21 protein-coding genes are annotated in these 24,344 nt (G+C 70.7%); 10 read left to right on the forward strand and 11 right to left on the reverse strand.

The window, feature by feature from the left end; genetic code table 11:
* Positions 1-22 precede the first annotated feature (22 nt).
* Together AQI88_RS15620 and AQI88_RS15625 are read left to right on the forward strand one after the other, a co-directional pair.
* Positions 23-1,117, forward strand: a complete 1,095-nt coding sequence (locus AQI88_RS15620) for a baeRF3 domain-containing protein (RefSeq protein ID WP_066998518.1) — start codon at positions 23-25, stop codon at positions 1,115-1,117.
* Between the two features lie 90 nt (positions 1,118-1,207).
* Positions 1,208-2,233 carry a Gfo/Idh/MocA family protein gene (locus AQI88_RS15625; protein ID WP_079057588.1) on the forward strand — a complete coding sequence of 342 codons (1,026 nt, stop codon included), beginning with the start codon at positions 1,208-1,210 and terminating at the stop codon, positions 2,231-2,233.
* Here the strand turns inward: AQI88_RS15625 and AQI88_RS15630 are convergent.
* Together AQI88_RS15630 and ssgD are read right to left on the reverse strand one after the other, a co-directional pair.
* Complete coding sequence (locus tag AQI88_RS15630; protein WP_066998520.1) at positions 2,223-4,247, reverse strand: phosphocholine-specific phospholipase C; 2,025 nt, start codon at positions 4,245-4,247, stop codon at positions 2,223-2,225. The genes AQI88_RS15625 and AQI88_RS15630 overlap by 11 nt on opposite strands.
* A 140-nt stretch (positions 4,248-4,387) precedes the next feature.
* Positions 4,388-4,801, reverse strand: coding sequence for a spore wall synthesis regulator SsgD (gene ssgD, locus AQI88_RS15635; protein ID WP_066998522.1), 414 nt, complete (start codon positions 4,799-4,801; stop codon positions 4,388-4,390).
* Between the two features lie 348 nt (positions 4,802-5,149).
* On the opposite strand from ssgD, the gene AQI88_RS15640 reads away from it, so the two are divergent.
* The gene (locus AQI88_RS15640) at positions 5,150-6,580 is read left to right on the forward strand and encodes a PP2C family protein-serine/threonine phosphatase (RefSeq protein WP_066998526.1); all 1,431 of its coding nucleotides are present in this window, start codon (positions 5,150-5,152) and stop codon (positions 6,578-6,580) included.
* Between the two features lie 60 nt (positions 6,581-6,640).
* Here the strand turns inward: AQI88_RS15640 and AQI88_RS15645 are convergent, their stop codons facing one another.
* Positions 6,641-8,137 carry a DNA-binding protein NsdB gene (locus AQI88_RS15645; RefSeq protein ID WP_066998534.1) on the reverse strand — a complete coding sequence of 499 codons (1,497 nt, stop codon included), beginning with the start codon at positions 8,135-8,137 and terminating at the stop codon, positions 6,641-6,643.
* Positions 8,138-8,478: 341 nt separating this feature from the next.
* Here AQI88_RS15645 and AQI88_RS15650 point away from each other — a divergent pair, with 341 nt between their 5' ends.
* Both AQI88_RS15650 and AQI88_RS15655 read left to right on the forward strand, forming a co-directional pair.
* Positions 8,479-9,624, forward strand: a complete 1,146-nt coding sequence (locus AQI88_RS15650; RefSeq protein WP_066998536.1) for an aminoglycoside phosphotransferase family protein — start codon at positions 8,479-8,481, stop codon at positions 9,622-9,624.
* A gap of 267 nt (positions 9,625-9,891) precedes the next feature.
* Complete coding sequence (locus tag AQI88_RS15655) at positions 9,892-11,862, forward strand: N-acetylmuramoyl-L-alanine amidase (protein WP_066998538.1); 1,971 nt, start codon at positions 9,892-9,894, stop codon at positions 11,860-11,862.
* 12 nt (positions 11,863-11,874) lie between these two features.
* Here the strand turns inward: AQI88_RS15655 and AQI88_RS15660 are convergent, their stop codons facing one another.
* Together AQI88_RS15660 and AQI88_RS48800 are read right to left on the reverse strand one after the other, a co-directional pair.
* Positions 11,875-12,372: a glycosyltransferase family protein gene (locus tag AQI88_RS15660; RefSeq protein ID WP_066998541.1), complete on the reverse strand. Its 498-nt coding sequence runs from the start codon at positions 12,370-12,372 to the stop codon at positions 11,875-11,877.
* 557 nt (positions 12,373-12,929) lie between these two features.
* The gene (locus AQI88_RS48800) at positions 12,930-13,337 is read right to left on the reverse strand and encodes a hypothetical protein (protein WP_066998544.1); all 408 of its coding nucleotides are present in this window, start codon (positions 13,335-13,337) and stop codon (positions 12,930-12,932) included.
* Between the two features lie 352 nt (positions 13,338-13,689).
* Here AQI88_RS48800 and AQI88_RS43095 point away from each other — a divergent pair, with 352 nt between their 5' ends.
* The 4 genes from AQI88_RS43095 to AQI88_RS15695 are packed head-to-tail and all read left to right on the forward strand — an operon-like array spanning position 13,690 to position 17,021.
* Complete coding sequence (locus AQI88_RS43095; protein WP_079057589.1) at positions 13,690-15,714, forward strand: CHAT domain-containing protein; 2,025 nt, start codon at positions 13,690-13,692, stop codon at positions 15,712-15,714.
* A complete protein-coding gene (locus AQI88_RS15685) occupies positions 15,711-16,142 on the forward strand; it encodes a hypothetical protein (protein ID WP_066998555.1) in 432 nt (143 codons plus the stop codon). The genes AQI88_RS43095 and AQI88_RS15685 overlap by 4 nt, the downstream gene beginning before the upstream one ends.
* 24 nt (positions 16,143-16,166) lie before the next feature.
* Positions 16,167-16,595 carry a CD225/dispanin family protein gene (locus AQI88_RS48475; RefSeq protein WP_079057590.1) on the forward strand — a complete coding sequence of 143 codons (429 nt, stop codon included), beginning with the start codon at positions 16,167-16,169 and terminating at the stop codon, positions 16,593-16,595.
* 24 nt (positions 16,596-16,619) lie between these two features.
* Positions 16,620-17,021, forward strand: a complete 402-nt coding sequence (locus tag AQI88_RS15695) for a DUF2752 domain-containing protein (protein WP_107118577.1) — start codon at positions 16,620-16,622, stop codon at positions 17,019-17,021.
* A gap of 31 nt (positions 17,022-17,052) precedes the next feature.
* Here AQI88_RS15695 and AQI88_RS15700 read toward each other — a convergent pair whose 3' ends face one another.
* From AQI88_RS15700 to AQI88_RS15725, 6 genes are all read right to left on the reverse strand, one after another.
* Entirely contained in the window at positions 17,053-17,982 is a 930-nt protein-coding gene (locus tag AQI88_RS15700; RefSeq protein WP_066998561.1) for a universal stress protein, read from the reverse strand.
* A gap of 167 nt (positions 17,983-18,149) precedes the next feature.
* Entirely contained in the window at positions 18,150-18,392 is a 243-nt protein-coding gene (locus tag AQI88_RS15705) for a DUF397 domain-containing protein (protein WP_066998564.1), read from the reverse strand.
* 82 nt (positions 18,393-18,474) lie between these two features.
* Positions 18,475-19,641 (reverse strand): thiolase domain-containing protein, encoded by a 1,167-nt coding sequence (locus AQI88_RS15710; RefSeq protein WP_066998567.1) that lies wholly within the window; start codon positions 19,639-19,641, stop codon positions 18,475-18,477.
* Positions 19,638-20,687 (reverse strand): thiolase domain-containing protein, encoded by a 1,050-nt coding sequence (locus tag AQI88_RS15715; protein WP_066998570.1) that lies wholly within the window; start codon positions 20,685-20,687, stop codon positions 19,638-19,640. The genes AQI88_RS15710 and AQI88_RS15715 overlap by 4 nt, the downstream gene beginning before the upstream one ends.
* Positions 20,684-21,634, reverse strand: coding sequence for a Zn-ribbon domain-containing OB-fold protein (locus AQI88_RS15720; protein WP_066998573.1), 951 nt, complete (start codon positions 21,632-21,634; stop codon positions 20,684-20,686). Before AQI88_RS15720 ends, AQI88_RS15715 begins: the two co-directional genes overlap by 4 nt.
* A gap of 116 nt (positions 21,635-21,750) precedes the next feature.
* On the reverse strand, positions 21,751-22,551 hold the full coding sequence (locus AQI88_RS15725) for a crotonase/enoyl-CoA hydratase family protein (protein WP_066998576.1): 801 nt from the start codon (positions 22,549-22,551) through the stop codon (positions 21,751-21,753).
* Positions 22,552-22,727: 176 nt separating this feature from the next.
* On the opposite strand from AQI88_RS15725, the gene AQI88_RS15730 reads away from it, so the two are divergent.
* Positions 22,728-24,338, forward strand: coding sequence for an acyl-CoA synthetase (locus tag AQI88_RS15730; protein WP_066998579.1), 1,611 nt, complete (start codon positions 22,728-22,730; stop codon positions 24,336-24,338).
* The last annotated feature ends 6 nt before the right edge of the window (positions 24,339-24,344 follow it).

Raw genomic sequence — 24,344 nt, forward strand, 5'->3', positions numbered from 1 at the left:
GAATCCGCCCTATCGTGCTGTCATGGAGCACGCACTGAGTCCCGCAATCCTTGCCGAACTGCGGCGCCCGCGTCCCTACCCGGCGGTGTCGGTGCTGACGCCGACGCACCGCCGCGAACCCGAGAACGGCCAGGATCCGGTCCGGCTGCGCAATGTGGTGGCCGAGGCCAGAAAGCGGCTGGAATCCGACCCCTCGGTCACTCGGGAACGACGCGCCGAAGTCGTGGCACAGCTCGACCGCGCGCTGGCGGAGGTGGACCTGGCGCACGCCGAGGACGGCCTGGTGATCTTCGCCGCCCCCGGTGAACACCAGGTCTGGTCGCTGGCCCGCACCGTCCCCGAGCGGGTGGTACTCGCGGACACCTTCCTCACCCGCAACCTGGTCTCCGCGCAGGCCGCCGAGCGGCCCTGCTGGGTGCTGTCGGTCTCCGCCGACCGCGCCACCCTGTGGAGCGGCGGCCCCGACCGGGTCGTGGAGGACCGCTCCGGCGGCTTCCCGCTCCGCCACGGCCGGGAGAACTTCGACGCCGAGCGCCGGGAGCAGATCGGTGACATGCCGAGCACCTACGTCGACGAGGGCACGCGCCAGTTCCTGCGCGAGGTGGACACCGCCTTGAGCACGGTCCTGCGCGACCAGCCCCGCCCCCTGTACATCACCGGCGAGCAGGCAGCCCTGTCCCTGCTGGACGAGGTCGGCAGTGCCGCCAAGGCCGCCGTGCACGTCCCGCACGGGGGCCTCGCCCACGCCGGCCCGGAGGCCGTGTGGCAGGCCCTGCTGCCGGTCCTCGAGGCCGAGGCCCGCAAGGACGCCACGTCCGTCGTCCGGGAACTGACCTCGGCACTCGGGCACAAGACCTTCGCGGCCGGGGTGGACGAGCTGTGGCAGAACGCCCGCGACGGCCGCGTCCGGCTCCTGGCCGTCGAGGAGAACTACCGCGTGACCGTCCGGGACGACGGCGACCATCTCGTCCCGGCCGAGGCCGGTGACCTGGACGCCCGTGACGACATCGTGGACGAGATCGTCGAGCAGTGTCTGGAGACCGGCGCCGACGTCCGCTTCGTCCCCGACGGCACGCTGGGAGACGCGAACGGCATCGCGGGGGTGCTGCGGTACTGAGGCACCCCCCGGACCCCCCGGACAACGCCCGCGCCGCCTCTCGCCTCGGCGTACGCTACGCCGTGATCGTCGGCGAGAGGGAGCGCGGGCATGGGTGAGCTGCTGGGTGTGGCGGTACTGGGTGCCGGGCACATGGGAGCCGACCACATACGACGCCTCGATCAGGTGGTGAGCGGGGCCAGGGTGGCCGCCGTGGCCGATCCCGCTGCCGAGCGGGCCGAGGACGCGGTGGCCGGCCTGGACAGCGTCACCGTGCACACGGAGGCGGCGGCCGCGCTCGACGCGCCCGGGGTGGCGGCCGTGCTGATCGCCTCTCCTGGCCCCGCGCACGAGGAGGCCCTGCTCGCGGCCTTCGACCGCGGCCTGCCCGTGCTGTGCGAGAAGCCCATGGTGCCGGACTCCACAGGTGCGCTGCGGGTGGTGGAGGCCGAGGCGCGGCTCGGCCGCCGGCTGGCGCAGATCGGTTTCATGCGGCGCTACGACACCGAGTACCGGCGTCTGAAGGCCCTGCTGGACGGCGGCAGCCTCGGCCGCCCCCTGATGCTGCACTGCACCCACCGCAACGTCTCCTCCCCCGCCGGCTTCACCAGCGCCATGCTGATCAACAGCTCCGTCTCGCACGAGATCGACGCGGCCCGCTGGCTGCTCGGGCAGGAGCTGACGGCGGTCACCGTGCTGCGGCCGGCGTCCTCGGCGGGCGCGCCCGAGGGCCTGATCGATCCGCAGTTCGTGCTGTTCGAGACCGAGCGCGGCGCGCTGGTGGACGTGGAGGTCTTCGTCAACTGCGGCTTCGGCTACCAGGTGCGCTGCGAGGCCGTGTGCGAGGCCGGCAGCGCCCGGATCGGCGACGAGCACACCATGGTGGTCACCTCCCGGGGCAGCGCCGCCGAGGAGGTGGCGCAGGACTACCTCGTCCGCTTCGCCGACGCCTACGACCGCGAGGTGCAGGCGTGGGTCGACGCCACCCGGCGCGGCCAGGTCACCGGCCCGGGCGCCTGGGACGGCTATGCGGCCTCCGTCGTCGCCGAGGCGGGGGTCCGGGCGCTGGAGACCGGCGGGCGGGTGGCCGTCGAGCCGGCCCCGCGCCCGGACCTGTACGCCGAGGTCAGCCGCTGACGCTCGGGGCGCCCGTCTCCAGGTGCCCGGTGAACCGGCGTGACCAGGTCGCGTCGGAGCCGACGGTCACCGTGAAGTCGTACCAGCCGTCCTGGTACGCGACGGCGTTGAAGTAGTCCTCCGTCGAGGCGCCCGAGGCGACGGTGTAGGTCCAGGGACCGTCGGTGCGGTAGTGGTGGGAGGTGATGGTGAACGTCACCGACGACGACCCCGAGTTGGTCATCTTGAAGTAGATCGCGAGCTTGCCCGTGCCGGGCTCCACGGCGTAACGGGTGCTCACCTCCGCCGACCTGCCCGCCTTGGTGGCGTCGCCCTGGAAGCGGCGCAGGAAGCGGTTGGGGCCGACCATGGTCAGGTCGTACGTGCCGGAGCCGAAGCCCGTGCCGATGTTGAAGGAGTCGGAGGCGGTGGCGCCCGGGGCGACGGTGTACTGCCAGGGCGTGGTGTCGCGGTAGGCGTTGGGGTGGATCGAGAAGTGCGCCGCCCTGGCCGCCGGGCCGCCCTGGTTGGCCATGGTGAACCAGGCGAGGATCTTTCCGGCGGACCCGAACTCCAGGTGGTCCAGGTATCCGTTCGGCTGGTACGGCAGCGCGCGGGCCGGGCGGGTGCCGGGCTCCTGCGCGGGCAGGGCGTTGTCGGTCGGCACGGGGTTGGGCAGCGGGCCGCAGGTGCCGATGCCGAGGACGCTCGTCGCGGGCAGCGGGACGGGGCCGTGGACCGGGTTGGCGAAGTCGAAGACACCGGTCAGGTCGCCGCTCACCTTGCGCCGCCAGTCACTGATGTTGGGGCAGTCGGCACGCTTGCCGAGGGCCGCCGTCCAGGTCTCCAGGAAACGCAGCACCGACGTGTGCTCGAAGACCTCCGAAGAGACCCAGCCGCCGCGTGTCCAGGGCGAGATGACGATCATCGGGACGCGGAAGCCGAAGCCGTACGGCACGCCGTTGAGGAACTCGCCGGCGGTTCCGGTGGGCGGGGCCGGGGGCGGGACGTGGTCGAAGTAGCCGTCGTTCTCGTCGTAGTTGAGGAACAGGACGGTCGAGTCGAAGACGTCGCTGTCGGCGGCGAGGGCCTGGTACACCAGGTTGACGAAGTGGGCGCCGTCGCCGGGCGGGGCGTACGGGTGCTCGGAGAAGGCCTGGTTGGGCACCACCCAGGAGACCTGCGGGAGGGTGCCCGCGAGCACGTCGGCCTTGATGGCGGCGGCTATGTCGTCCGGGGTCGAGCCGGTCGCCTTCGGGACGGAGGACATACCGCGGTCGTAGAGCGGATCGCCCGCCTTGGCGTTCGCGAAGTTCTTGAAGTAGGCGCAGCCGTTGTCACCGTAGTTGTCGGCCGCGTTCTGGTAGACCTTCCAGGTCACCCCGGCGGCCTGCAGCGCCTCGGCGTAGTTCTGCCAGGTCAGGCCGGACTCGTCGCCGCCGTCGTAGCTGGAGGGGTCGACCTTGCCGCTCCACAGGTAGGTGCGGTTGGGTCCCGTCGCGCTGAGGGCGGAGCAGAAGTAGGCGTCACAGACGGTGTAGTTGTCGGCGAGCGCATAGTGGAAGGGGAGGTCGGAGCGGTCCAGGTAGCCGAGCGAGCGGACGTTGCCGACACCCGAGACCCAGTTGTCGAGGCGGCCCTTGTTCCACGCCGAGTGCTGCGAGGACCAGGAGTGCGGCAGGTCTCCGCTGCACTGGGCGAGGGTCTCGCCGTCCTTGCCGCCCGCGGCCGGGGTCGCGCTGAGCTTCCACGGGTACTGGCGGCCCGGTCCGTTCGGCTGGTTGAAGACCGAGGAGCCGCCGCTGAGGGTGAGGCCGCTGCGGTCGTCGAAGCCGCGGACGCCCTTCAGCCGCCCGAAGTAGTGGTCGAAGCTGCGGTTCTCCTGCATGAGGATCACCACGTGCTGCACGTCCTTGATCGTGCCGGTCGCCGCGGTCGCGGCCGCGGCCGCCGTGCGCGTGCCGGCGCTCAGTGCCACGCCCGCCGCCATGGAAGCGCCGAGCCCCACGAAGCCTCTTCGGCTGATCGGTGTCATTCGCCCCGTCCTCGTCACCGGAGTGCCCCTGCGGCACACCGCGCGCCAGGGTGCACGCGGTGACAGTCGAGATCCATAGCGGTGCGATGAGGCATGGGTGAACAAAAGTCAAAGTCGTTGCCCGGCAGGCCCGCCGCCGCTCAGACGCCACCGAACAGGGCGCTCAGCCCCTGCTCCACGACCGCCGCCACGTCCTCCTGCCCGGCCGCCACCACGGCGTAGGTGTTCAGCAGGAAGCGGCGCAACGCCGAGGTCGGGAACTGGATCAGGGCCAGGCCGCTCGGCGAATGGAACTCCAGAACCGTCCGGGTGCGGCCGTATGGCCATATCTGTACGTCCCCGTGTCCCGCCGGGGCGCGCAGCCCCTGGTCCAGCAGGGAGCGTGCGAAGGTCCAGGTGACCTCGTCGCCCGCCAGGGTGGCCTCGGGCGGGAAGTCCACGAAGACGGCCAGCGGATCGTCCCCGGTGTAGCGCAGGGTGGCCGACACCGGGACCTCCCGGTCCTCGGCGGTGATCAGACGGGCATGGGCGGGCTGTTCGATGATGACGTCCATGCCTATAAGGAGTCTGCGAAGGCCCTTCACAGGACGCTGAATCCGGACAGAGTTGACGAGCGGCGACCGGTCTACGGCACCATGGAACACCAGAGCGACGAACACCCGATGGAGCGCTACACCGAAGCGTCCCCAAGTCGGTCATCTCCCGTAGTACGCCTACGACTTGACGCCTCTCGCGCGTACGTCATCCGTGCCCTCGGATCACGCCAGGAAGACTCTGGCATATGCCGGAAGCACCACCGTATCGTGTGTTGCCAAATCCCTTACAGGGCGTCGCGGGCTGTGCGAGAGTCGTAACGGTCCCTCCGCCCCTCCCTGGCCGTACCGTCCCCATCGGAGTGCGTCATGCCGTCCCCAGTCTCCGCGGACCGCTCAGCCGCCCAGCCGCCCGGGCGCGGCTCGGTCGAGGCGTTGATAACGCAGACGCGGCGGCTCAAGGACGACGTGGACGCCGTACGACGGGACGCCCAGAACGAAGCCTCGGACCCTCAGGAGCGCTGGCAGCAGGCTCTGTACGACCTCGCGCTGCACCAACTCGACGACCTGGACATCCACTTGGCGCAGCTGCGGGACGGCCCGGAGCCCGTACCCGCCGAGCCCGTCGGCACCCCGGTCCTCCGACCGGCACCGGCCGCCTCCGCAGACGGGTCGCTGCTCAGCCGGGTCGGCAGCGCGGAGTGGAACCTGCTCACGGACGAGGCGAGCTGGTCCGGGGAGCTGTACCAGATCCTGGGCCTCGACCCGGCCGCCCCCGCGCTCACCCTGGACGAGCTGCCCTCCCTGGTCCTGGAGGAGGACCGGCCGAAGCTGACCGCGATGGTGACGGACTGCCTGGTCGACGCCAAGCCGATCGACGGCGAGTTCCGCATCGTACGGCCCGACGCCGCCGTGCGGACCGTACACATGATGGGCGAACCCGTGCTCGGCGCCGACGGCAGCACCGCCTCGATGTGGGCCGTGCTGCGGGACGTCAGCGAACTGCGGCACAGCCAGCGGACGGTGCACGAGACCCGTGACTCCTTGCACCACCACCGCCGGCAGGCGCAGACCGAGCACCGGCTCGCGGTCGAACTGCAGGAGGCCGTGCTGCCGCCATGGCGCGGCTCCCTGCGGCTCCCGCACCGGGGGCAGCAGACCCTCGACCTCGCCGCCCACTGTCTGCCGGCCGCGACCAGCGCACTGATCGGCGGCGACTGGTACGACGCGCTGGAGCTGTCCGACGGCGCGACCCTGCTCAGTGTCGGCGACCTCACCGGGCACGGCGTCGCCGTCGCCTCGGGTATGGCGATGCTGCTGGGGGCCGTGCGCGGGATGGCGATGGCCGGAACCGAACCCGGCCCGCTGCTCGCCATGCTGAACCAGTTACTCGACGCCACCGTACAGCCCGCCCTCGGCAGCGCCGTCTGCTGCCGCTACCGCCCCGAGACCCGCACCCTGGTATGGGCACAGGCAGGACACCCCGCCCCGCTGCTGTACCGCAACGGGACGGGGCGCGTGCTGAACGCACCGGACGGCGTCCTGCTCGGCGCGACGACGGGCGCCACCTACGGGCAGGCCGAGGTGACCCTGGAGCCGGGCGACCTCCTCCTGCTGTACACCGACGGACTGGTGTCCGGGCAGAGCGCGGCGACCGCCGTGGCCCCCCTGCTCGACCTCGCCCCGCGCTTCGGGGCGGCGCGCACCGCGCAGGACTGTGTGCGCACGGTCGTGGAGGAGTTCGGTGGAGCCGAGCGTGAGGACGACGCGTGCGTGCTCGTCGCCAAGGTCATCGCATGAGCTGACCTGTCGAGTTCACCACATGAGCTGACCTGCTCAGATACTGCAGCGCACAGGCCCCTACGCCTGTGCGCCGTTGTCGTCCCTGCCCTTGGTCTTCGGCAGGGCGAGCCTGATCTCCTCCCGCAGTTCATGGATCTTCGGGCAGCCGGAGTACTCGGCGGTGAGCCGGTACATCTGGCGCAGCCGGTCCCAGGTGCGGCGGGAGGAGTTCGAGCCCATCGACATCAGGGCCAGCCGTGCGTAGCGGTTGGCCTGTTCGGGGTCGTCGGCGATGAAGCAGGCCGAGGCCATGGAGAGATGGTCGAAGATCTTCGACCGCTCCCGTCCGTCGACGCGCAGGGCCAGGGCCTTGTCCGCGTAGTGCTGGGCGTGCACGGCCGCGCCCGGGTCGAACTCCGCGAGCGTGCGGTAGGCGAGGGCCTGCATGCCGTACAGATCCTCGTCCTTGAAGGTCTGCATCCAGTCCGGCGGTTCCAGGTCTCCGCGGTCGGAGACGAAGAGGTCCTCCGCCTGTCCGAGCGTGCGGCGCATCGCCTGGCCCTTGCCCATCGCCGCCTGTGCCCAGGCCTCGATGGTGTGGAACATCGCCTTGGTGCGCGGCTGGAGGCGCTCCCCCGAGCCGGAGTGGGCGAGCTTCATCAGGTCCAGCGCGTCGTCGGGCCGGCCGAGGTGGACCATCTGCCGGGCCGCCCGGGACAGGGCCTCTCCGGCCCGGGGCCGGTCACCGCCCTCGCGGGCGGCATGGGCGGCGATGACGAAGTACTTCTGGGCCGTGGGCTCCAGACCGACGTCGTGCGACATCCAGCCCGCGAGGACGGCGAGGTTGGCGGCGACGCCCCACAGGCGCCGCTGGAGATGGGGTGGATGGTGGTAGGCGAGCATGCCGCCCACCTCGTTGAGCTGTCCCACGACCGCCTTGCGCTGGAGCCCGCCGCCACGGGCCGCGTCCCAGGCGCGGAACACCTCGACCGAACGCTCCAGTTCCTCGATCTCCTGGGACCCGATGGGGGCGGCCTCATAGCGGTCGAACCCAGCGGGGTCGGCGTGCAGGGGGTCGTCGAGGACCGGGGCGTCGGTCTTCAGGGTCGGGTCGGAGTGCAGCCAGTCGTACATGGCTGCGCTGGTGAGTGTGGATCCCGCGGCGAGCGCGGCACCCGCGCCCACCAAGCCGCGTCGGTTGAGCATGAGGTCCATTCCCGTGAATTCGGTGAGGACCGCGGCGGTCCGTTCGGGCGCCCACGGCACTCCGTCGGGATGTTCCGCATTCCCGTCGCCCTGCCGTTTCCCTGTGCGCCCGTGCCGTACCAGACCGAGGTCCTCGATGGTCACGACACGGCCGAGACGCTCGGTGAACAGAGCCGCCAGCACCCGCGGTACGGGATCGCGCGGGATCTCTCCCATGTCGATCCAACGCCGCACCCGGGAGGTGTCGGTCGACAGCTGGGGGTGGCCCATGGCCGCCGCCTGCTTGTTGACCAGCCTCGCGAGTTCGCCCTTGGACCAGCCGGCCAGGCCGAACAGGTCCGCAAGGCGGGTGTTGGGTTGTCCGCTCACGTCAAGCCCCCAGGTTCTCGGCTGAGTTGACAGTAGCCCCGTGGAGGTTGCCGGGCGACTATTCGCCACGGTTCGCCAGGGTGCGCCAGATGGTGTGCCACTGGGCATCGGGTGTCAGGTAGGAAAGCGCCACCCCGACCCGGTCGCTGCTCTCAGCGTCACTGCTCCAGGTGTCACTGCTTGTTGTGTCACTGCTGTATGTGATGGGTGCATTCCCCAGGGTGCACCCAGGCGGCCGGGCCGGGTGGGCGTATGCAGGCGAAGCCACTCCTTCGGGCGGGGACTTCGAGCATGGACTTACAGGCAGGCACCGCAGGCACACGAAGGGATCTGTATCTCCCATGTACGCAGCATCATCCTCCGTGTCCGCTCCGCCCCGGCCGCTGCGTCCCCGCCCGGCGGGCGGCGGGCCGTATCTCGAACCGGCGGCGCGGCCGGGAGCCCCAGTGCTGGGCGGGGGCCGACCGCGGCGCGTTCCGGGACAGCCCGGTGGCCAACCGCTCAGCGGGAGACTCGACTTGTCCGGTCCCCAGGGAGCGCAGCTGCGCACCGCGATCGCCTCGGTGCACCGGATCTGTCCGGAGTTCGCGCCGGTGCAGGTGCTGCGCCGCAGCGGGCGGTCCGTCCTCCTCGTGGGGACGACGGGACGCAGCACGGCCGTGGCCAAGTGTCTCCTGGACCAGTCGCCCGCCTGGTCGGAGCGGATCCGCCACGAAATAGCCGCATACCGCTCGTTCGTCAGGCACCGGCCGCCGGTCCGGGTGCCCAGGCTGATCGCAGCGGACCCGGACAACTGCACCCTGGTGATCGAGCGCATGCCGGGCCGGGTGGCGGCGCTCCAGCGGCATCCGGTGGAGGCACCGCCCCGGCCGGACATCCGGACCGCGCTCGGCGCGATCTGCCGGCTGAACGCCTGGCGGCCCCCGGCGGGCACCTTCGACGCCCCCTTGGACTACGCGGCCCGCATCTCCCGGTACCACGAGCTGGGACTGCTGACCGACCGGGACCTCGGCGACCTGCAGAAGCTGCTGCACGGCATCGCGCACGCGGCAGGCCGCCAGGGGATGGGCCAGTTCTGCCACGGCGACGCCCTGCTCTCGAACATCCTGCTCTCACCGGCCGGTCCAGTGCTGGTGGACTGGGAGCACGCGGGCTGGTATCTGCCGGGGTACGACCTGGCGACGCTGTGGCTGGTCCTCGGGGACGCGCCGGTGGCCCGGCGTCAGATCAGCCAGATCGCCCAGTCGGCGGGCCCGGCATCGAGGGACGCCTTCCTGGTGAACCTGATGCTCCTGCTGACCCGGGAGATCCGTACCTACGAGACGGCCGTGCAGCGTTCGATGCACGACACGACCCCGGCGGCACCGGGCATGGCCCACCCGGGCGCTGCGCCGTCCGGCGAGGAACAGCGGCTGCTGCTCAGGCGGCTGCACGACGACTGCCAGCTGGCCCGCCGGGCCGTGCGCGCTGCGGTCGGCACTCGCTGACGGGGACGACGGTTCCGCGGTGTGCCCAGAGCGGCGGCGCACCGCGGACCTTCGTGTGTACGGCCCTGGCCGACGGGCGGCCAGTGGTGTACGCCACTGACGCCCCGCAGGCCCGCGCACCGCCGCCGCGAAACTCGCCGAAACCCGCCGTGACATGGGAAATCACTGGTGTGAGGGCATCATTGACGGATCGTCGGCAAGCCGGTACCACTGACCCAGCTCGGCGCCGCACTGCCCCGCCACGCCCGCCCGTCACAGGAGGCCGCATTGCGAGGTTCCGCCACCGACCCCACGTCCACGCCCGGCCACAGACACGTGCGGCGGACCGCCGGCACGCTCGCCTCCGCGGCCCTGCTGTTGCCGCTGCTCGGCGCGGCCCCCGCCCAGAGCACCCCCGCGCCCTCCGCCGACCGGCTCCAGCGTGCCTTCGCCACCGCGGCCGCCGAGTACCACGTGCCGCAGAGCGTCCTGCTGGCCGTCTCCTATCTCCAGTCCCGCTGGGACGCGCACGCCGGGGCGCCCAGCGTGACCGGCGGCTACGGCCCGATGCACCTCACCGACGCCCGCACCGCGCTCGCCACGACCGAGCACCTCGCCGAGGGCACCGAGGACGCCCGTGGCGATGCCGCCCGCGCGGCCCTGCACCCCGACATCAAGCTGCCGGCGAACCCGGCGCTTCCGGCCCGCCTCAGGACGCTGCCCAAGGCGGCCGAGCTGACCGGACTCCCGGCGCAAGAGCTGCGTTCCGACCCGGCCGCCAACATCGCGGGCGGCGCCGCCCTGCTCGCGGCCGCCCAGAAGCAACTGGGCGAGCCGCTGAGCGCCGACCCGGGCGACTGGTACGGGGCGGTGGCCCGCTTCTCCGGCGCGGACGACACGGCGACCGCGGCGGCGTACGCGAACGACGTGTACGACGTGCTGCGCACCGGCGAGGAGCGCGTCACGGACGACGGGCAGCTGGTCCTGCTCGCGGCACAGCCGCACCTCGCCGCCGTCACCGCCCAGCTGAAGCGGGCCGGTCTGCGCACGCTGCCGGCTGACGGTACCGAGTGCCCGCTGTCGGTGTCCTGCGAGTGGATCCCGGCGCCGTACGCCCAGTTCGGGAACGACGACTACGGCAACCACGACCTCGGCGACCGTCCGGTGTCGCAGGGCATCAAGTACATCGTCATCCATGACACGGAGGGCCACTGGGACGGGGTACTCAACCTGATCCAGGACCCCACCTATGTGTCCTGGAACTACACCATCCGGTCCACCGACGGTCTGATCGCCCAGCACGTCAAGGCGCAGGACGTGGCCTGGCACGCGGGCAACTGGTACCTCAACGCGAAGTCCGTCGGCATCGAACACGAGGGTTTCCTCGCCTCGCCGGACGCCTGGTACACGGAGGCGATGTACCGGTCCTCGGCGCGGCTGGTGCGGTATCTGGCCCGCAGGTACGACATCCCGCTGGACCGGCAGCACATCCTGGGCCACGACAACGTGCCCGGTCCGACCGCCTCCGTCATCCCCGGCATGCACACGGACCCGGGCCCGTACTGGGAGTGGCGACACTACTTCGAGCTGCTGGGCCACCCCTTCGAGCGCACGGGCGGCAGGCACTCCTCTCTGGTGACGATCATGCCGGACTACGCCGCCAACCAGCCGGTGTACACGGGCTGCACCGCCAAGGGCGAGCCCTGCGCGGCGCACGGATCGAGCGAGGTGCGGCTGTACTCCGATCACGACGAGAACGCACCGCTGCTCAAGGACATCGGCCTGAAGACGGATCCGACCGATGGGGTGAACGACCTCTCCTCCCGGGTCTCCACCGGTCAGCAGTACGCGGTCGCCGACCGCTGGGGCGAGTGGACGGCGATCTGGTACCTCGGGCAGAAGGCCTGGTTCGAGAACCCGCGCAAGGAGCCCACGGCGGTGCGGGCGTCCGGTCTTGTCGTCACTCCGAAGGACGGCGTGGCGAGCGTCCCGGTGTACGGCAGGGCGTACCCGGAGAAGGAGGCCTACCCGGCAGGGGTGCCCGCGCAGTCGGTGGTGGCGCTGCCGTACACGATTCCGGCGGGGCAGAAGTACGTGGTCGGTGACGTGGTGCCGGGCGAGTACTACTACGCGGTCACCTTCACCACCGACTCGCACCGGGTCGTGGTGGGCAAGGATCTGTACTACGAGATCCAGTACGGCCACCGGGTGGCGTTCGTGCGCGCCGCGGACGTCCGTCTGGAGGGATCCGCCCGCTAGCCCGGCCCCTGCTCAGCCCTGCTGGAACAGCTCCGCCGGGAGCGGCTTCAGCAGGGCGTACAGGTCGTCGGTGATGGGGCGGTCCCAGGCGGCGATGGTCACGAGGATGCCGTCGCTGCGGTCGAACTGGACGCAGGAGATACGGCTCTCGGAGAGCTTCAGACGGCGCACGATCAGCAGGTTGTCGCCCTGGAGGACCGGGGTGTCCTCGGTGCCGACGACAGTGACCTCCTCGTCGTTCTCCAGCGCCAGCAGCAGCTGGCCCACCTCGAAGGGGATCTCGCCCTCGACGACGTCCCGGGCCGGGGAGCCTTCGGGGAGATTGCCGATGATCATGGCGGGGCCCCGGCCGCCGAACAGGTCGTAGCGCAGGAAGACACCCTGGCAGGTGCCGTCGGGGGCGGGCAGCAGGCCCGCGCCGAGGTTGCCCGGCCAGTCGCCCGGGTCCATGGCCAGCACGTCGAAGTCGGGCCCGGCAGGAGTGGCGCTACGGCGGCGGAGGAACGACATGCGGCCATGGTACGTGTACGCGCGTGGTCGGCGACGTGCGGGCGCCCCAGGGGCGCCCTTCCCGCGTCGCCTCGCCCAGCGCCGCCGTCGGCCCCGACCAGTCGTCCCCACCTTCCGGTACAACGCCGAGAGCAGGCGTACGACGGCCTGCTGAGGCGGTCGGCGAGCCGGGTGAGGCGGCGGGAGCGGGATGGGTGGTCGGGCTCGTCGGCGCGGAAGGCGTCCCCCCATGAACTGCTCGGCGACCATGCACATCCTGACCCCGCGCGTCGCTGGTCGGACGGATCTCGCGGGCGAGCGTGTCGCAGGCCTCGGCGAGGTGGTCGCTGTGGGCGAGGACCGGGGAGAGGCGGTAGACGATGTTGTGCCGCAGCTCGGGTGCGGCGATGGGCTCTCGAGGGCGGCCCGCAGGTGGTGGCCGGTGGTGGCCGGTTCGGTGAGCACGGAGGCGCAGCCCAGCTCGTACAGGTCGGCCGCCGGGTCCCCGGGGGGGTGGTTCGCGCAGTGCACGGGCGAGGTGGCTGCGGGCGGCGGCGGGGACGCCGGCCCGCAGGGTCTCACCGGCGGCGGCACGCAGTTGCTGCACGACCCAGGGATCGCCGTCGGGGGGGGTCCTCCAGGAGGTGGCGGGCGGCGGCGGGGGGGGGACCCTGTCCCTCGTTGATCACGCACCAGGCGGCCCGGCCGTGCAGGGCGACGCGGACGCTGGTCGGGATGGCGCGGTGGACGGCGGTCGCGATCAGCGGGTGGACGAACTTCAGGGTGCCCGCGGCGGTCACGGTGCCGGTGAGGATGCGGGCGTCGCGCAGCGCGTTGGCGGTCTCCTCGGGGCCCAGTCCGGCGACGGCGGCGGCGAGGTCGCGCAGCAGGTGGGCCCCGGCCGCGTTGGGGGCGAGTCCACGGCCGCGCACCTTGGCGGTCAGCTCGACGGCCTCGAAGGGGTTGCCCGCGGTGACGGCCGGCACTCGCGGCAGAACTCGTCGCCGGCGTGCGTGCCGGGGACTCCCGTACGAGGCGGGCGATGGCGGCAACGCTGAGCGACTCCAGGCCGGCGGGGCGTCCGCCCGCGCGGCCGGGTAGTCCGCGGAACGACTCGACGTGGCGGCCGCCCTCGGTGGGGGCGCACAGACGGACAGCACGGTGCGCCCCAGGGCCGTGGCACGGTCGGCGGACTTCGGTGAGGAGGGTGGTCTGCCGATTCCGGCGCGGACGGCGAACGCGAGCAGGGCCCTTTTCGACGAGCCGATATCCCGGGGGCAACAACTGGACGCGACCAAGCATCGGGTGTGAACTATATATGGGTGACGGAGGTGGAAGATGAAAGGTCTACCATTCCGCCTGGAAATCATTGAAACCGACACCAGTTGGATCGTCACGTGCTCGTCCGAGTGCGGTGAAGCAATAATCCGGGTCCCTCCACCATATTCAGAAAGCGAACTTCAGAAAGCACTGGCCGACGTGGCGATTTCCCTGACCAAGTCGTACAGCCCGAGCATCACCCGCGGAGACGCTTCGACAGAGAGGCCTGTACTGGAATTCGGAAAACGTCTCGCCCACACACTGCTGCGCGACGAAATATCCATCCAGTTCGACAGGTGCAGGAATCTCGCCAAGTCGCAGGAAAAATCACTGCGCATACTGCTGCGGACGAACGGCCCACGCGTCGATCGAATCCCCTGGGAATACCTGGCCGATCCTTCCCGAGACGATTATCTCGCCCTTCGCGTTCCGGTCGTGCGGTACCTGCGAGTCATGAACCCGCCACCCCCACTGCCGCTCACCCCACCGCTCCGCGTCCTCGGTATCTCGGCGCGCCCGAGCGACCTGCCTCAACTGGATGAAAAGCGAGAAAGGGAAAAAATAGAAAGAGCCTTCCGCCAGAACAACTCCGCCAACGTGGATGTCCATTGGCTGGCCGGGGACCGCTGGCACGATCTCGCGAAGGAACTACGATCCGGTTCCTGGCATGTACTTCACTGCGTCTGCCACGGTGGATTCGACGAGGAACGAAATTCCGGATATATTCAGCTCTCCGGCGACGACGGGGCGGCACGGCGCCTCTACGCCAGTGATTTCGACAGACTGATCACGGACAGCCCAAACCTGCGTCTCATCGTACTGAACGCCTGTGAATCAGCGACGAGCAGGTCCGACGACATCTTCACGAGTACGGCCGCCAACCTCGTACGGGCCGGCGTTCCGGCCGTTGTCGCCATGCAATACGAGATCACTGACACGGCTGCCTTCACCTTTTCGTCCGCGTTCTACGAGCGGATCGCCGAAGGTTCACCTGTCGACAAGGCGATGACGCTGGCCCGCGAAGAAGTGAAGATGACTCTCGGCAGCCTGGAGTGGGCAACGCCCGTATTGATTCTCGCATCCGATCAGACCCGCATCTTTTCGTTGCGGAATTCGGAGACGACGCCCATACCGAGGCCGCCTGCCAAGAGGCTCGCCGAGGTGGGTCCGTGCAGTCATGTGGCGCTCGGGCCCTCCAACTTGCTGGCCACGGCGTGTGTCGACGGTGTGGTCCGGATCTTCGACGGGACCGACGGCAGACCTGTCTGCCAGTGCATGCCTGTCCAGCGCGAGGAACCTGTGCGGGTCGCCTGGAGCCCCTGGCGACGGCATGTGGCCAGTCGGCACCGGGACGGCACCGTCATCGTCTGGGACCTCCAGACCCGGGCACCTGTGCTCGTCATCGGAGCCGGAGGGCAGGACGACAGTCTCGCGTTCAGTGCGGACGGTCGCTGGCTCGCTCTGACCGCCGGGGATCACGTCCACGTCTATGACGTACGGGGTGCCCGAGTGCGGGATCTGCCCGTCTGGTCCCGGAAGGAGGTCTGTCGGCCAGGTCAGCCCAGAACCCTCGGCCCCATCGTCTTCGCGCCGGGCGACCGGCATGTCGTCGTCGCGTGCGGCGACGGACTCGTGCGGCAGTTGAACGTGCAGGGCAAGGTCGTCACAAGATGGCCGCACCCCCTGCCCGTCAGCTCCCTGGCCGTCACCGCTGATCGCCTTGCCACGGGCTGCTTGGACGGCCGAGTCCGCCTGTGGTCCTGGGAAGGCCGTCCCCTGCAGCACACCGACCCTGGGCGACACGCTGCCCACCTGGCTCTCTCGGCCGATCTCCCGCTGCTCGCCATGGCTGACGACGAGGGGAATGTCGTCATCCGCGATCTGGTCGGCTGGAACGCGACCACGGCCACAAGACTGACGAGCCCACCCGCGGGACTGGCCTTCCTCGACAGCCGTGGAGGACTGGTGACCGGTACCCGCGCGGGAGTTGTCGAACGTTGGTCACTGCCCGAATGGACGGCCGCGGAAGGAAGCGCGTCATGACGGATCCCGAGATCGAGATCTTCTGGCCCTCGTCGCTCCCGACCACGTCGGCCACGGAGGCGCAGGATTTTCTGCGCCAGGCCGGAATCGACAGCAGTTGCATGCTCGTGCCGCCCCGGAGAGGCGCGGTAGACGTCGTGCTGGTGCTGGTCTCGTCCGCGGTTCTGGAACCTTTCCTGAGCACCTTGTTTCAAAGAGTCGCCGAGGAGACCCATCAGGGGCTGAGGACGTTCGTGGACCGGCTGATCAGACGGCGCTCGGAAGACGCCCCGGCACCGAAGAGCGTGGTGTTCGAACTGCCGACAGGCGGTCGGGTCACCTTCACCCACAGTCTGCCGGAGGAGGCGTACAAACAGGCCATGGGTCTGGACGCCCGCGACGCACGGTGGACCTGGGATTCCCAGCGCGCCATCTGGACCCCCGCCTGAAATCCAGAACCGGAGGAAGGCGCCATGTCAGAAAAAAACCAACCGCCGCCGCCCGATGATGAGGACTGGGGACCGGCCACTCCTTGGCAGCCGCCTCCCGTCCCTCCGATTCAGCAGCAGCCCCCACCACCACCGCAGTGGCAGCCGCCGTTCCACCAACAGGGGTGGCAGAGCCCATATCCAAGCCCCACGACCACTCCCCAGACATACCTGGTGCCTGCCGTCCTCGTCACGCTCTTCTGCTTCCTGCCGACCGGAATCGCCGCCATCGTCTTCTCGTCGCAGGTCTCGTCCAAGAGCAGTGTGGGTGACTTCGCGGGAGCAGCCAAGGCATCGCAGAAAGCCCGGCTCTACGTTGTCGTGAGTCTGCTGGCCGGTGTGCTCTTCTGGGTGATCATGATCGCCATCGGCATGTCCACCTCTTCCACGACCACTTCCATGCCGGCGCCGTGAATGCACTCGATCGGCCCTGACCGGATGACGAACGCGCGCCCCGACGGCAGAATTCGCCGCGACGCCTGGCTCGCAGCCGGGCTCCTCGCTATCGGCGCCTGCGTCACGGCACTCGTGGATCCTGCCCGCCCCGGTCGATACCCTCGCTGTCCGTTCCGAGCCCTCACGGGTTTCGACTGTCCGGGTTGCGGCAGCCTGCGGGCGCTGCACCAGCTCACGCACGGCCATCTGATGGCCGCGATCGACTACAACCTGCTCTTCGTCGCTTTCCTGCCCTGTGCCGCCGTCGTATGGCTGCGCATCGTCACAGGGAGGACCCGTGGGCGGGTCCTCCCCGCTTGGCGGGCTCGCGCGGCCATCATCACGCTCATCGTCTGGACCGTCGTCCGCAATCTGCCTGTCTTCGGGGGGATGTTGCGGTCCTGACCACACCCCTGACCGCCGCTTTGACAGGAGGTCAGTGGGCGGATTCCCCGGCCTCTGCCGACGGCGCCGGCGGCACCACCGCAATCGGGCTCGCCGCGTGCAGCAGGACGGCCTGGGTGACCGAGCCCATCATGCGGGTGGGGGCGAGCAGGCGCCGCCGGTGGCGGCCGACGACGACCAGGTCGGCGTCCTTGGACGCGGCGACGAGGTGACCGGCCGCATCTCCCGGCAGGGCCTCCACGTCGGCGCGCACGTCGGGGTGTCGCTTGCGGTGCGGGGTGAGGAAGCCGTCGGCGAGGGACCGGGTCTCGTTCTCGACGGCGCCCTGGTCGGTCTGCGGCGGCACCAGCTGGCCGGGCGCGGACCAGGTCTGCACCGGCCAGGGGTAGGCGGCGATCACCTGGACGCGGGCCTCGCGCAGGGCGGCCTCGGTGAAGGCGAAGCCGAGGGCGGCCTCGTCGGGACTGTCGACGTGCACGCCGACGACCACCCGCGGCCCGGGCTCGGCGGGCCCGTCCCCCTGTACCTCGCGGTCGGGCCGGGGCACGACGACCACGGGGCAGGCGGCGTCGCGTGCGGCGGCCAGGCCGTTGGAGCCGAGGAGCAGGCTGGCGAAGCCGCCGCGGCCGCGTGAGCCGAGGACCAGCAGCTGGGCGTCCGCGCCGAGTTCGGGCAGCACCGCACCCGGTACGCCCTCCAGGGCGACGTACTCCACGGCCGGCGTGTCCCCGTGCTCGACGCGATCCCGCAGCAGTGCGCGCACCTCGTCGAGCACCGGGTCGCCCTCCGCGTCGGGCGGCCCGGCGACCAGCACGTCGGCCTGCCCCCAGGCGGCGTACTGCCGTACGTGCACCACCCGCAGCTCGGCCGCGCGACGGCGGGCGGCGTCCAGGGCCCATTCCAGGGCCCGCCGGCTGTCCTCGGAACCGTCGACCGCGGCGATGACCGGCGCACTGCTCATCTTCCTGACCTCCGGAACACGACCTTCCCTGTGCCGGGGCCAGCCTCGCTCAGGCGTGGGCCCCGGCAGGGCGCTGTTGATCGCGTGTCCGGAAATCCGCTCGGAACACCCCCGGATCGGCTCCCGATACCGGCCTGAGACACCCGGCGCGCCGGAGGCGAGGGCTCTCAGGTCAGGTCGAACTCGCCTTCCCGTGCGCCGGAGACGAAGGCGCCCCATTCCGCCGGGGTGAAGATCAGGGAAGGGCTTTGCGGGCTGCCGCTGTTGCGCATCGCGATGAATCCCTCGACAAAGGCGATCTGGACATCGCCCAGCCCTCGGCTGCTGGACTGCCACTCGGCCTTGCTGAGGTCCAGCTCCGGCTTGTCCCAGCCCACGAGCGGCTGCTGCTGGGTGGTGGTCTCGGCCACGTCCGTGCTCCTCCCGGTTCGTCGTCCGCGGTCAGCCTAGCGAGCGGTTCCGACGGCGGACAGGCCGTGTCAGGAGGACCTTTCAGCTCTCGGGGGGCTGTGATCCCACGAGCCACATGGAGAAGAACTGCGAACCGCCGCCGTAGGCGTGCCCGAGCACCTTCCGGGCGCCGTCCACCTGGTGTTCCCCGGCCTGGCCGCGCACCTGGAGGGCGGCCTCGGCGAAGCGGATCATGCCGGAGGCGCCGATGGGGTTGGCGGACAGCACACCGCCCGACATGTTGACGGGCAGGTCGCCGTACAGTTCGGTCACCCCGGACTCGGTGAGCTTCCAGCCCTCGCCCGCCTCGGCGAAGCCGAGGTTCTCCAGCCACATCGGCTCGTACCAGGAGAACGGCACGTACATCTCGACGGCGTCGATGTCCCGGCGCGGGTCGGCGATGCCGGCCTGGCGGTAGACGTCGGCGGCGCAGTCCTTGCCGGCCTGCGGGGAGACGAAGTCCTTGCCGGCGAAGAGGGTCGGTTCGCTGCGCATGGCGCCGCCGAGCATCCAGGCGGGCGGCCGGGGCGCGCGGGCGGCTCCGGCCCGGTCGGTGAGGACCATGGCGCAGGCGCCGTCGGAGGACGGGCAGGTCTCGGAGTAGCGGATCGGGTCCCACAGCATGGGCGAGGCCTGGACCTTCTCCAGGGTGATGTCGTGCTCGTGGAGGTGGGCGTAGGGGTTCTTCAGGGCGTTGCGCCGGTCCTTGTAGGCGACGAGGGAGCCGACGGTGTCGGGGGCGCCGCTGCGCCGCATGTAGGCGCGCACGTGCGGGGCGAAGAAGCCGCCCGCCCCGGCGAGCAGGGGCTGCTGGAAGGGGATCGGCAGGGACAGGCCCCACATGGCGTTGGACTCGGACTGTTTTTCGAAGGCGAGGGTGAGGACGGTGCCGTGGACGCGGGCGGCGACCAGGCCCGCGGCGACGAGGGCGGTGGAGCCGCCGACCGAGCCGGCGGTGTGCACCCGCAACATGGGTTTGCCCACCGCGCCGAGGGCGTCGGCGAGGTACAGCTCGGGCATCATCACGCCCTCGAAAAAGTCGGGCGCCTTGCCGATGACGACGGCGTCGACGTCGGCCCAGGTCAACTCGGCGTCCTGGAGGGCCCGCCCGGCGGCCTCACGGACGAGTCCGGCGATCGACACGTCCCGGCGGGCGGCCACGTGTTTGGTCTGGCCGATGCCTACGACGGCCACGGGCTCCTTGCTCATCGTGGATCCCCTTCGAGTACGGCGACCAGGTTCTGTTGCAGGCAGGGGCCGGAGGTGGCGTGGGCGAGGGCCCGGTCGGACGCGCCGCGGTGGATGCGGGCGGCGGCCTCGCCGATGCGGATGAGTCCGGCGGCCATGACCGGATGGGCGGCGAGGGCACCGCCGGAGGGGTTGACGCGGACGCTGCCGTCGAGCCGGAGCGCCTTGCGCAGCACGACCTCCTGCGCGGTGAAGGGGGCGTGCAACTCGGCGGTGTCGACGGGTCGTTCGAAGGCGCCGGCCTTCTCGGCGGCCAGCCGGGCGGACGGCGAGTCGGTGAGGTCGCGCACGCCCAGGGCGTGGGCCTCGATGCGGTGGTCGATGCCGCGGATCCAGGCGGGCCGCTCGCACAGTTCCCGGGCCCGCTCCCCCGCCGCGAGGATCACGGCGGCGGCGCCGTCGCCGATGGGCGGGCAGTCGCCGGTGCGCAGGGGGCGTACGACGTAGTCGCCCTGGGGCACCCGGCCGGTGAGCTGTGCGTGGGGGTTGGCGGTGGCATCGGCCCTGCTGCGGGCGCCGACGGCGGCGAGGGCGGCCTCGTCGGTGTCCCCGGCGTCGATGAGGGCCTGTGCCTGGAGGGCGGCCAGGGCCACGGAGTCGGGCCAGAGGGGCGCCACGTAGTACGGGTCGAGCTGCCGGGTCAGGACGTCCCGTACCGAGCCCGGTGAGCACTTGCCGTAGGAGTACACGAGCGCGGTGTCGGCGTCTCCCGTGAGCAGCTTGGTCCACGCCTCGTACAGCGCCCAGGCGCCGTCCATCTCCACGTGGGACTCGGCGATCGGCGGCCAGGCGCCGACGCCGTCGAGGGCGAGGGTGAAGGAGAAGGCGCGGCCGGCGAGGTAGTCGCTGGAGCCGGAGCAGGTGAAGCCGATGTCGGCGGTCTTGAGGCCGGTCCGGTCCAGGACATCGTGCAGCACCGGCATGAGCATCTCGACCTCGGAGGACTCCTCGGTGGAGCGCCGGTGGTCGGTCTGGGCGAAGGCGACGACCGCGATCTCCCGTGTCACAGCAGCTCCTTGTAGGTGTCGTAGTCGGCGTCGGGTTCGCCGGTGGGCCGGTAGTGATCGGGGTGGCGCGCTCCTTGCGTCCACACCGGCTCGACCCTCAGGCCCATGCGCACCTCGTCGTAGGGGATGCCGCCGATCCGGGCGTGCAGGGCGAGGTCCGCGCCGTCGAGGGCGATGTGTGCGTAGACGTACGGCACCTCGATGTCGAGATTCGCCGTATGCGCAGCCTTGATGTTGACGATGCAGTAGGTGGTCACTGTGCCCCGGGGGCCCACCTCGACCTGTTCCCATGTGGCCACGCCACATGTGGGGCAGGCACCCCTCGGCGGGACGTACACCTTGCGGCAGGAGGGGCAGCGCTCGCCGACGGTTCGCTGTGCGGAGAGGGCGTTGATGTAGTCGGACTGGGCTCGGCCGGGCGAGTAGGTGTAGTCGAGCCGGGCTGGGGCGACAATCCCGGTGAGAGGATTCTCGAACTCGCCCGTGTGGCCGCCCGGTTGGTCGGGTTCGCCGTCGTACGGTTCGAAGCAGGCGATGTCGGTGATGGCGCCGGTGCGTTCTTCGGCCCACCGGATCCGCACCCGCATGCCGGTGTGCACGGCGTCGGGGCCGGGCACGTCGAGGGCGTGCAGCAGGGCGGTGTCGGCGCCGTCGAGCCTGACCAGGACCCAGGCGAAGGGACCGGCGAGGGGCTGGCCGCGGCGGGGCTCGTGGTTCCAGGCCCAGGTGGTGACCGTGCCCGTGGGAGCGACCTCGACGAGGTCGCGGATCTCCTCGGCGGTGACGGGGTCGTACTCCACGGGCGGGACGAGGGTACGGCCGTCGGTGGTCTTCACCCCGAGGACGACGCGTTCGCGCAGACCGGTGAGAAAGGCGCTCTGGACGGGGCCGAGGGAGCGGGTGAAGGGGAACTCGACGACGAGCGGGGCTTTGAGGACTTCGGGCATCGGAAACTTGCCTCCTTCGAGCGAGGTCGGTGAGGTCGCGCCCCAAAGGGGCGCGGGGAACTGCGCGACCAGCCACGCACAGCCCGCAGGGTCCGAACCGCACCTCCAGCGGAGCGTTACGCGCGCTTGTAGACGGGGGGCCGCTTCTCCGCGAAGGCGCGGGCGCCCTCCTTGGCGTCGGCGGTGTCGAAGACCGGCCAGCCGCGGGTGAGTTCGGCGGCGAGTCCGTCGGTCTCGGTCAGCTCGGCGGTCTCGTACACCGACGCTTTGACGGCTTCCACGGCGAGCGGTCCGCAGGCGTTGATCAGCTCGGCGATCTCCAGTGCCTCGGCGAGCGCGGTGCCGTCGGGCACGACGTGTCCGATCAGCCCGATGGCGGCGGCCTCCGGAGCGCTGTACGGCCGCCCGGTGAGCAGCATCTCCAGGGCGTGGGTGCGCGGGATCTGGCGCTGGAGCCGAACGGTCGAGCCGCCGATCGGGAACAGGCCGCGCCTGACCTCGAACAGGCCGAAGGTCGCGGACTCGCCCGCGACCCGGATGTCGGTGCCCTGGAGGATCTCGGTGCCGCCGGCCACGCAGTACCCCTCGACAGCGGCGATCACCGGTTTGCGGGGGCGGTGGTGGCGCAGCATGGCCTTCCAGTGCAGGTCGGGATCGGCCTTGAGCCGGTCGCGGTAGTGCTGCCCTGCCATGCCGCCCCCGGCCAGCGCCTTGAGGTCCATGCCTGCGCAGAAGGCACCCCCGGCCCCGGTGAGCACGATCGAGCGGATCGCGTCATCCTCGTCGGCCTCGATCCAGCCGTCGTACAGGCCGACGAGCATGGGAAGCGAGAGCGCGTTCTTCGCTTCGGGCCTGTTGAGCGTCAGCACCGAAGTGGCGCCTACGCGCTGCACGGTGAGGTGTTCCGTCCCACCCATTGCCCATCTCCCCTCGGTAAGAACGAGAACAGGTTGCAGTAGGAGGTCGGCCACTTCAAGGGTTTTCTGACAGTCAGTCAGATTTCCTTGCGCGGACCCTTCACAGTTGCGGCGCCCTTTGCTCTGATGACCGGCGAACCGGTGGATCGCCAGGCCGCCAGAGGTCAGGAGGAACGGTGGAGTACAACCTTGCCGATCTGTTCGAGTCGGTCGTCGACGTGGTACCGGACCGCGAGGCCCTCGTGTACCTCGACCATCCCGGCACCGGCGCGGAACGCCGCCTGACGTACGCGGAGCTGGACGCGGCCGCCAACCGCATCGCCCACCACCTGATCGACAGCGGGATTCGGCCCGGGGAGCACCTGGGCCTCCACCTGTACAACGGTGTCGAATACCTGCAGACGGTCCTCGGCTGCCTCAAGGCGCGCATCGTGCCGGTCAACGTCAACTACCGCTATATCGAGGAGGAGTTGGTCTACCTCTATCAGGACGCGGATCTGGCCGCGCTCGTCTTCGACGCGGAGTTCGGCGACCGGGTGGCCGCGGCGCTGCCCCGCGCGCCGAAGCTGCGGCATCTGCTGCGGGTGGGCGGGCCGGCAGCGGTGCCCGGCGCCGTCCCGTTCGCTCAGGCCGAGGCGTCCGGGTCGGCCGAGCGGGGCTTCCCTGCCCGGTCGGGCGACGACCAGTTCATCATCTACACCGGCGGCACGACCGGCATGCCCAAGGGGGTGATGTGGCGTCAGGAGGATCTGTTCTTCGCGGGTCTGGGCGGCGGGGCGCCGACGGGCGAGCCGGTGAAGACGCCTCAGGAGCTGGCCGGGCGGGTCGCGGCGGGCGGGTCGGGGATCACCTTCTTCCCCACTCCCCCGCTGATGCACGGCACGTCCACCCTCACCGCGTTCATCGGCTTCAACTTCGGCCAGCGGGTCGTACTGCACCGCAGGTTCGTGCCGGAGGAGGTGCTGCGGACCGTCGAGCAGGAGAAGGTCACCAGCATGTCCCTGGTCGGCGACGCGATGCTCCGGCCGCTGATCGACGCGCTCGGCGGGCCGATGAAGGGCACGGACTGCTCGGCGCTGTTCAGCGTCTCCTCGTCGGGCGCGGTCATGTCGGAGACCGTAAGCCGGCAGTTCCGGGAGCTGGTCCCGAACGCCATGCTGCTGAACAACTTCGGCTCCTCCGAATCGGGCTTCAACGGGACGGCGACGCAGGACTCGGGACCCGAGCGGGGCTTCCGCATCCGGGTCAACTCCCGGACCCAGGTGGTGGATCCGGCGACCTACGAGCCGGTCGCCGTGGGCGACATCGGCCGGGTCGCCCAGTGCGGCCATGTGCCGCTCGGCTACTACAACGACGTGCGCAAGACCGCGGAAACGTTCTTCGAGAAGGACGGGCAGCGCTGGGTGCTGCTCGGCGACATGGCGACGGTGGACGAGGAGGGCGTGGTCACCGTCCTCGGCCGGGGCTCGCAGTGCATCAACACCGGGGGCGAGAAGGTGTACCCGGAGGAGGTCGAGCAGGCGCTCAAGGCACATCCGGACGTGTACGACGCGCTGGTCGCCGGGGTCCCGGACGCCACGTGGGGCAACCATGTGGCGGCCGTGGTGCAGCTGCGCGAGGGCGCGCGGCGGCCGTCGCTGACCGACATCCAGAACCATTGCCGTGCCCGGCTGGCCGGATACAAGATCCCGCGCCAGCTGGTGATCACGGACTCCATCCAGCGGTCCCCGAGCGGCAAGGCGGACTACCGGTGGGCGCGGGAGGTGGCGGTGGCCGCGGACCGGTAGACGCGG

This window comes from Streptomyces cellostaticus, assembly GCF_001513965.1.
GTDB lineage: Bacteria > Actinomycetota > Actinomycetes > Streptomycetales > Streptomycetaceae > Streptomyces > Streptomyces cellostaticus.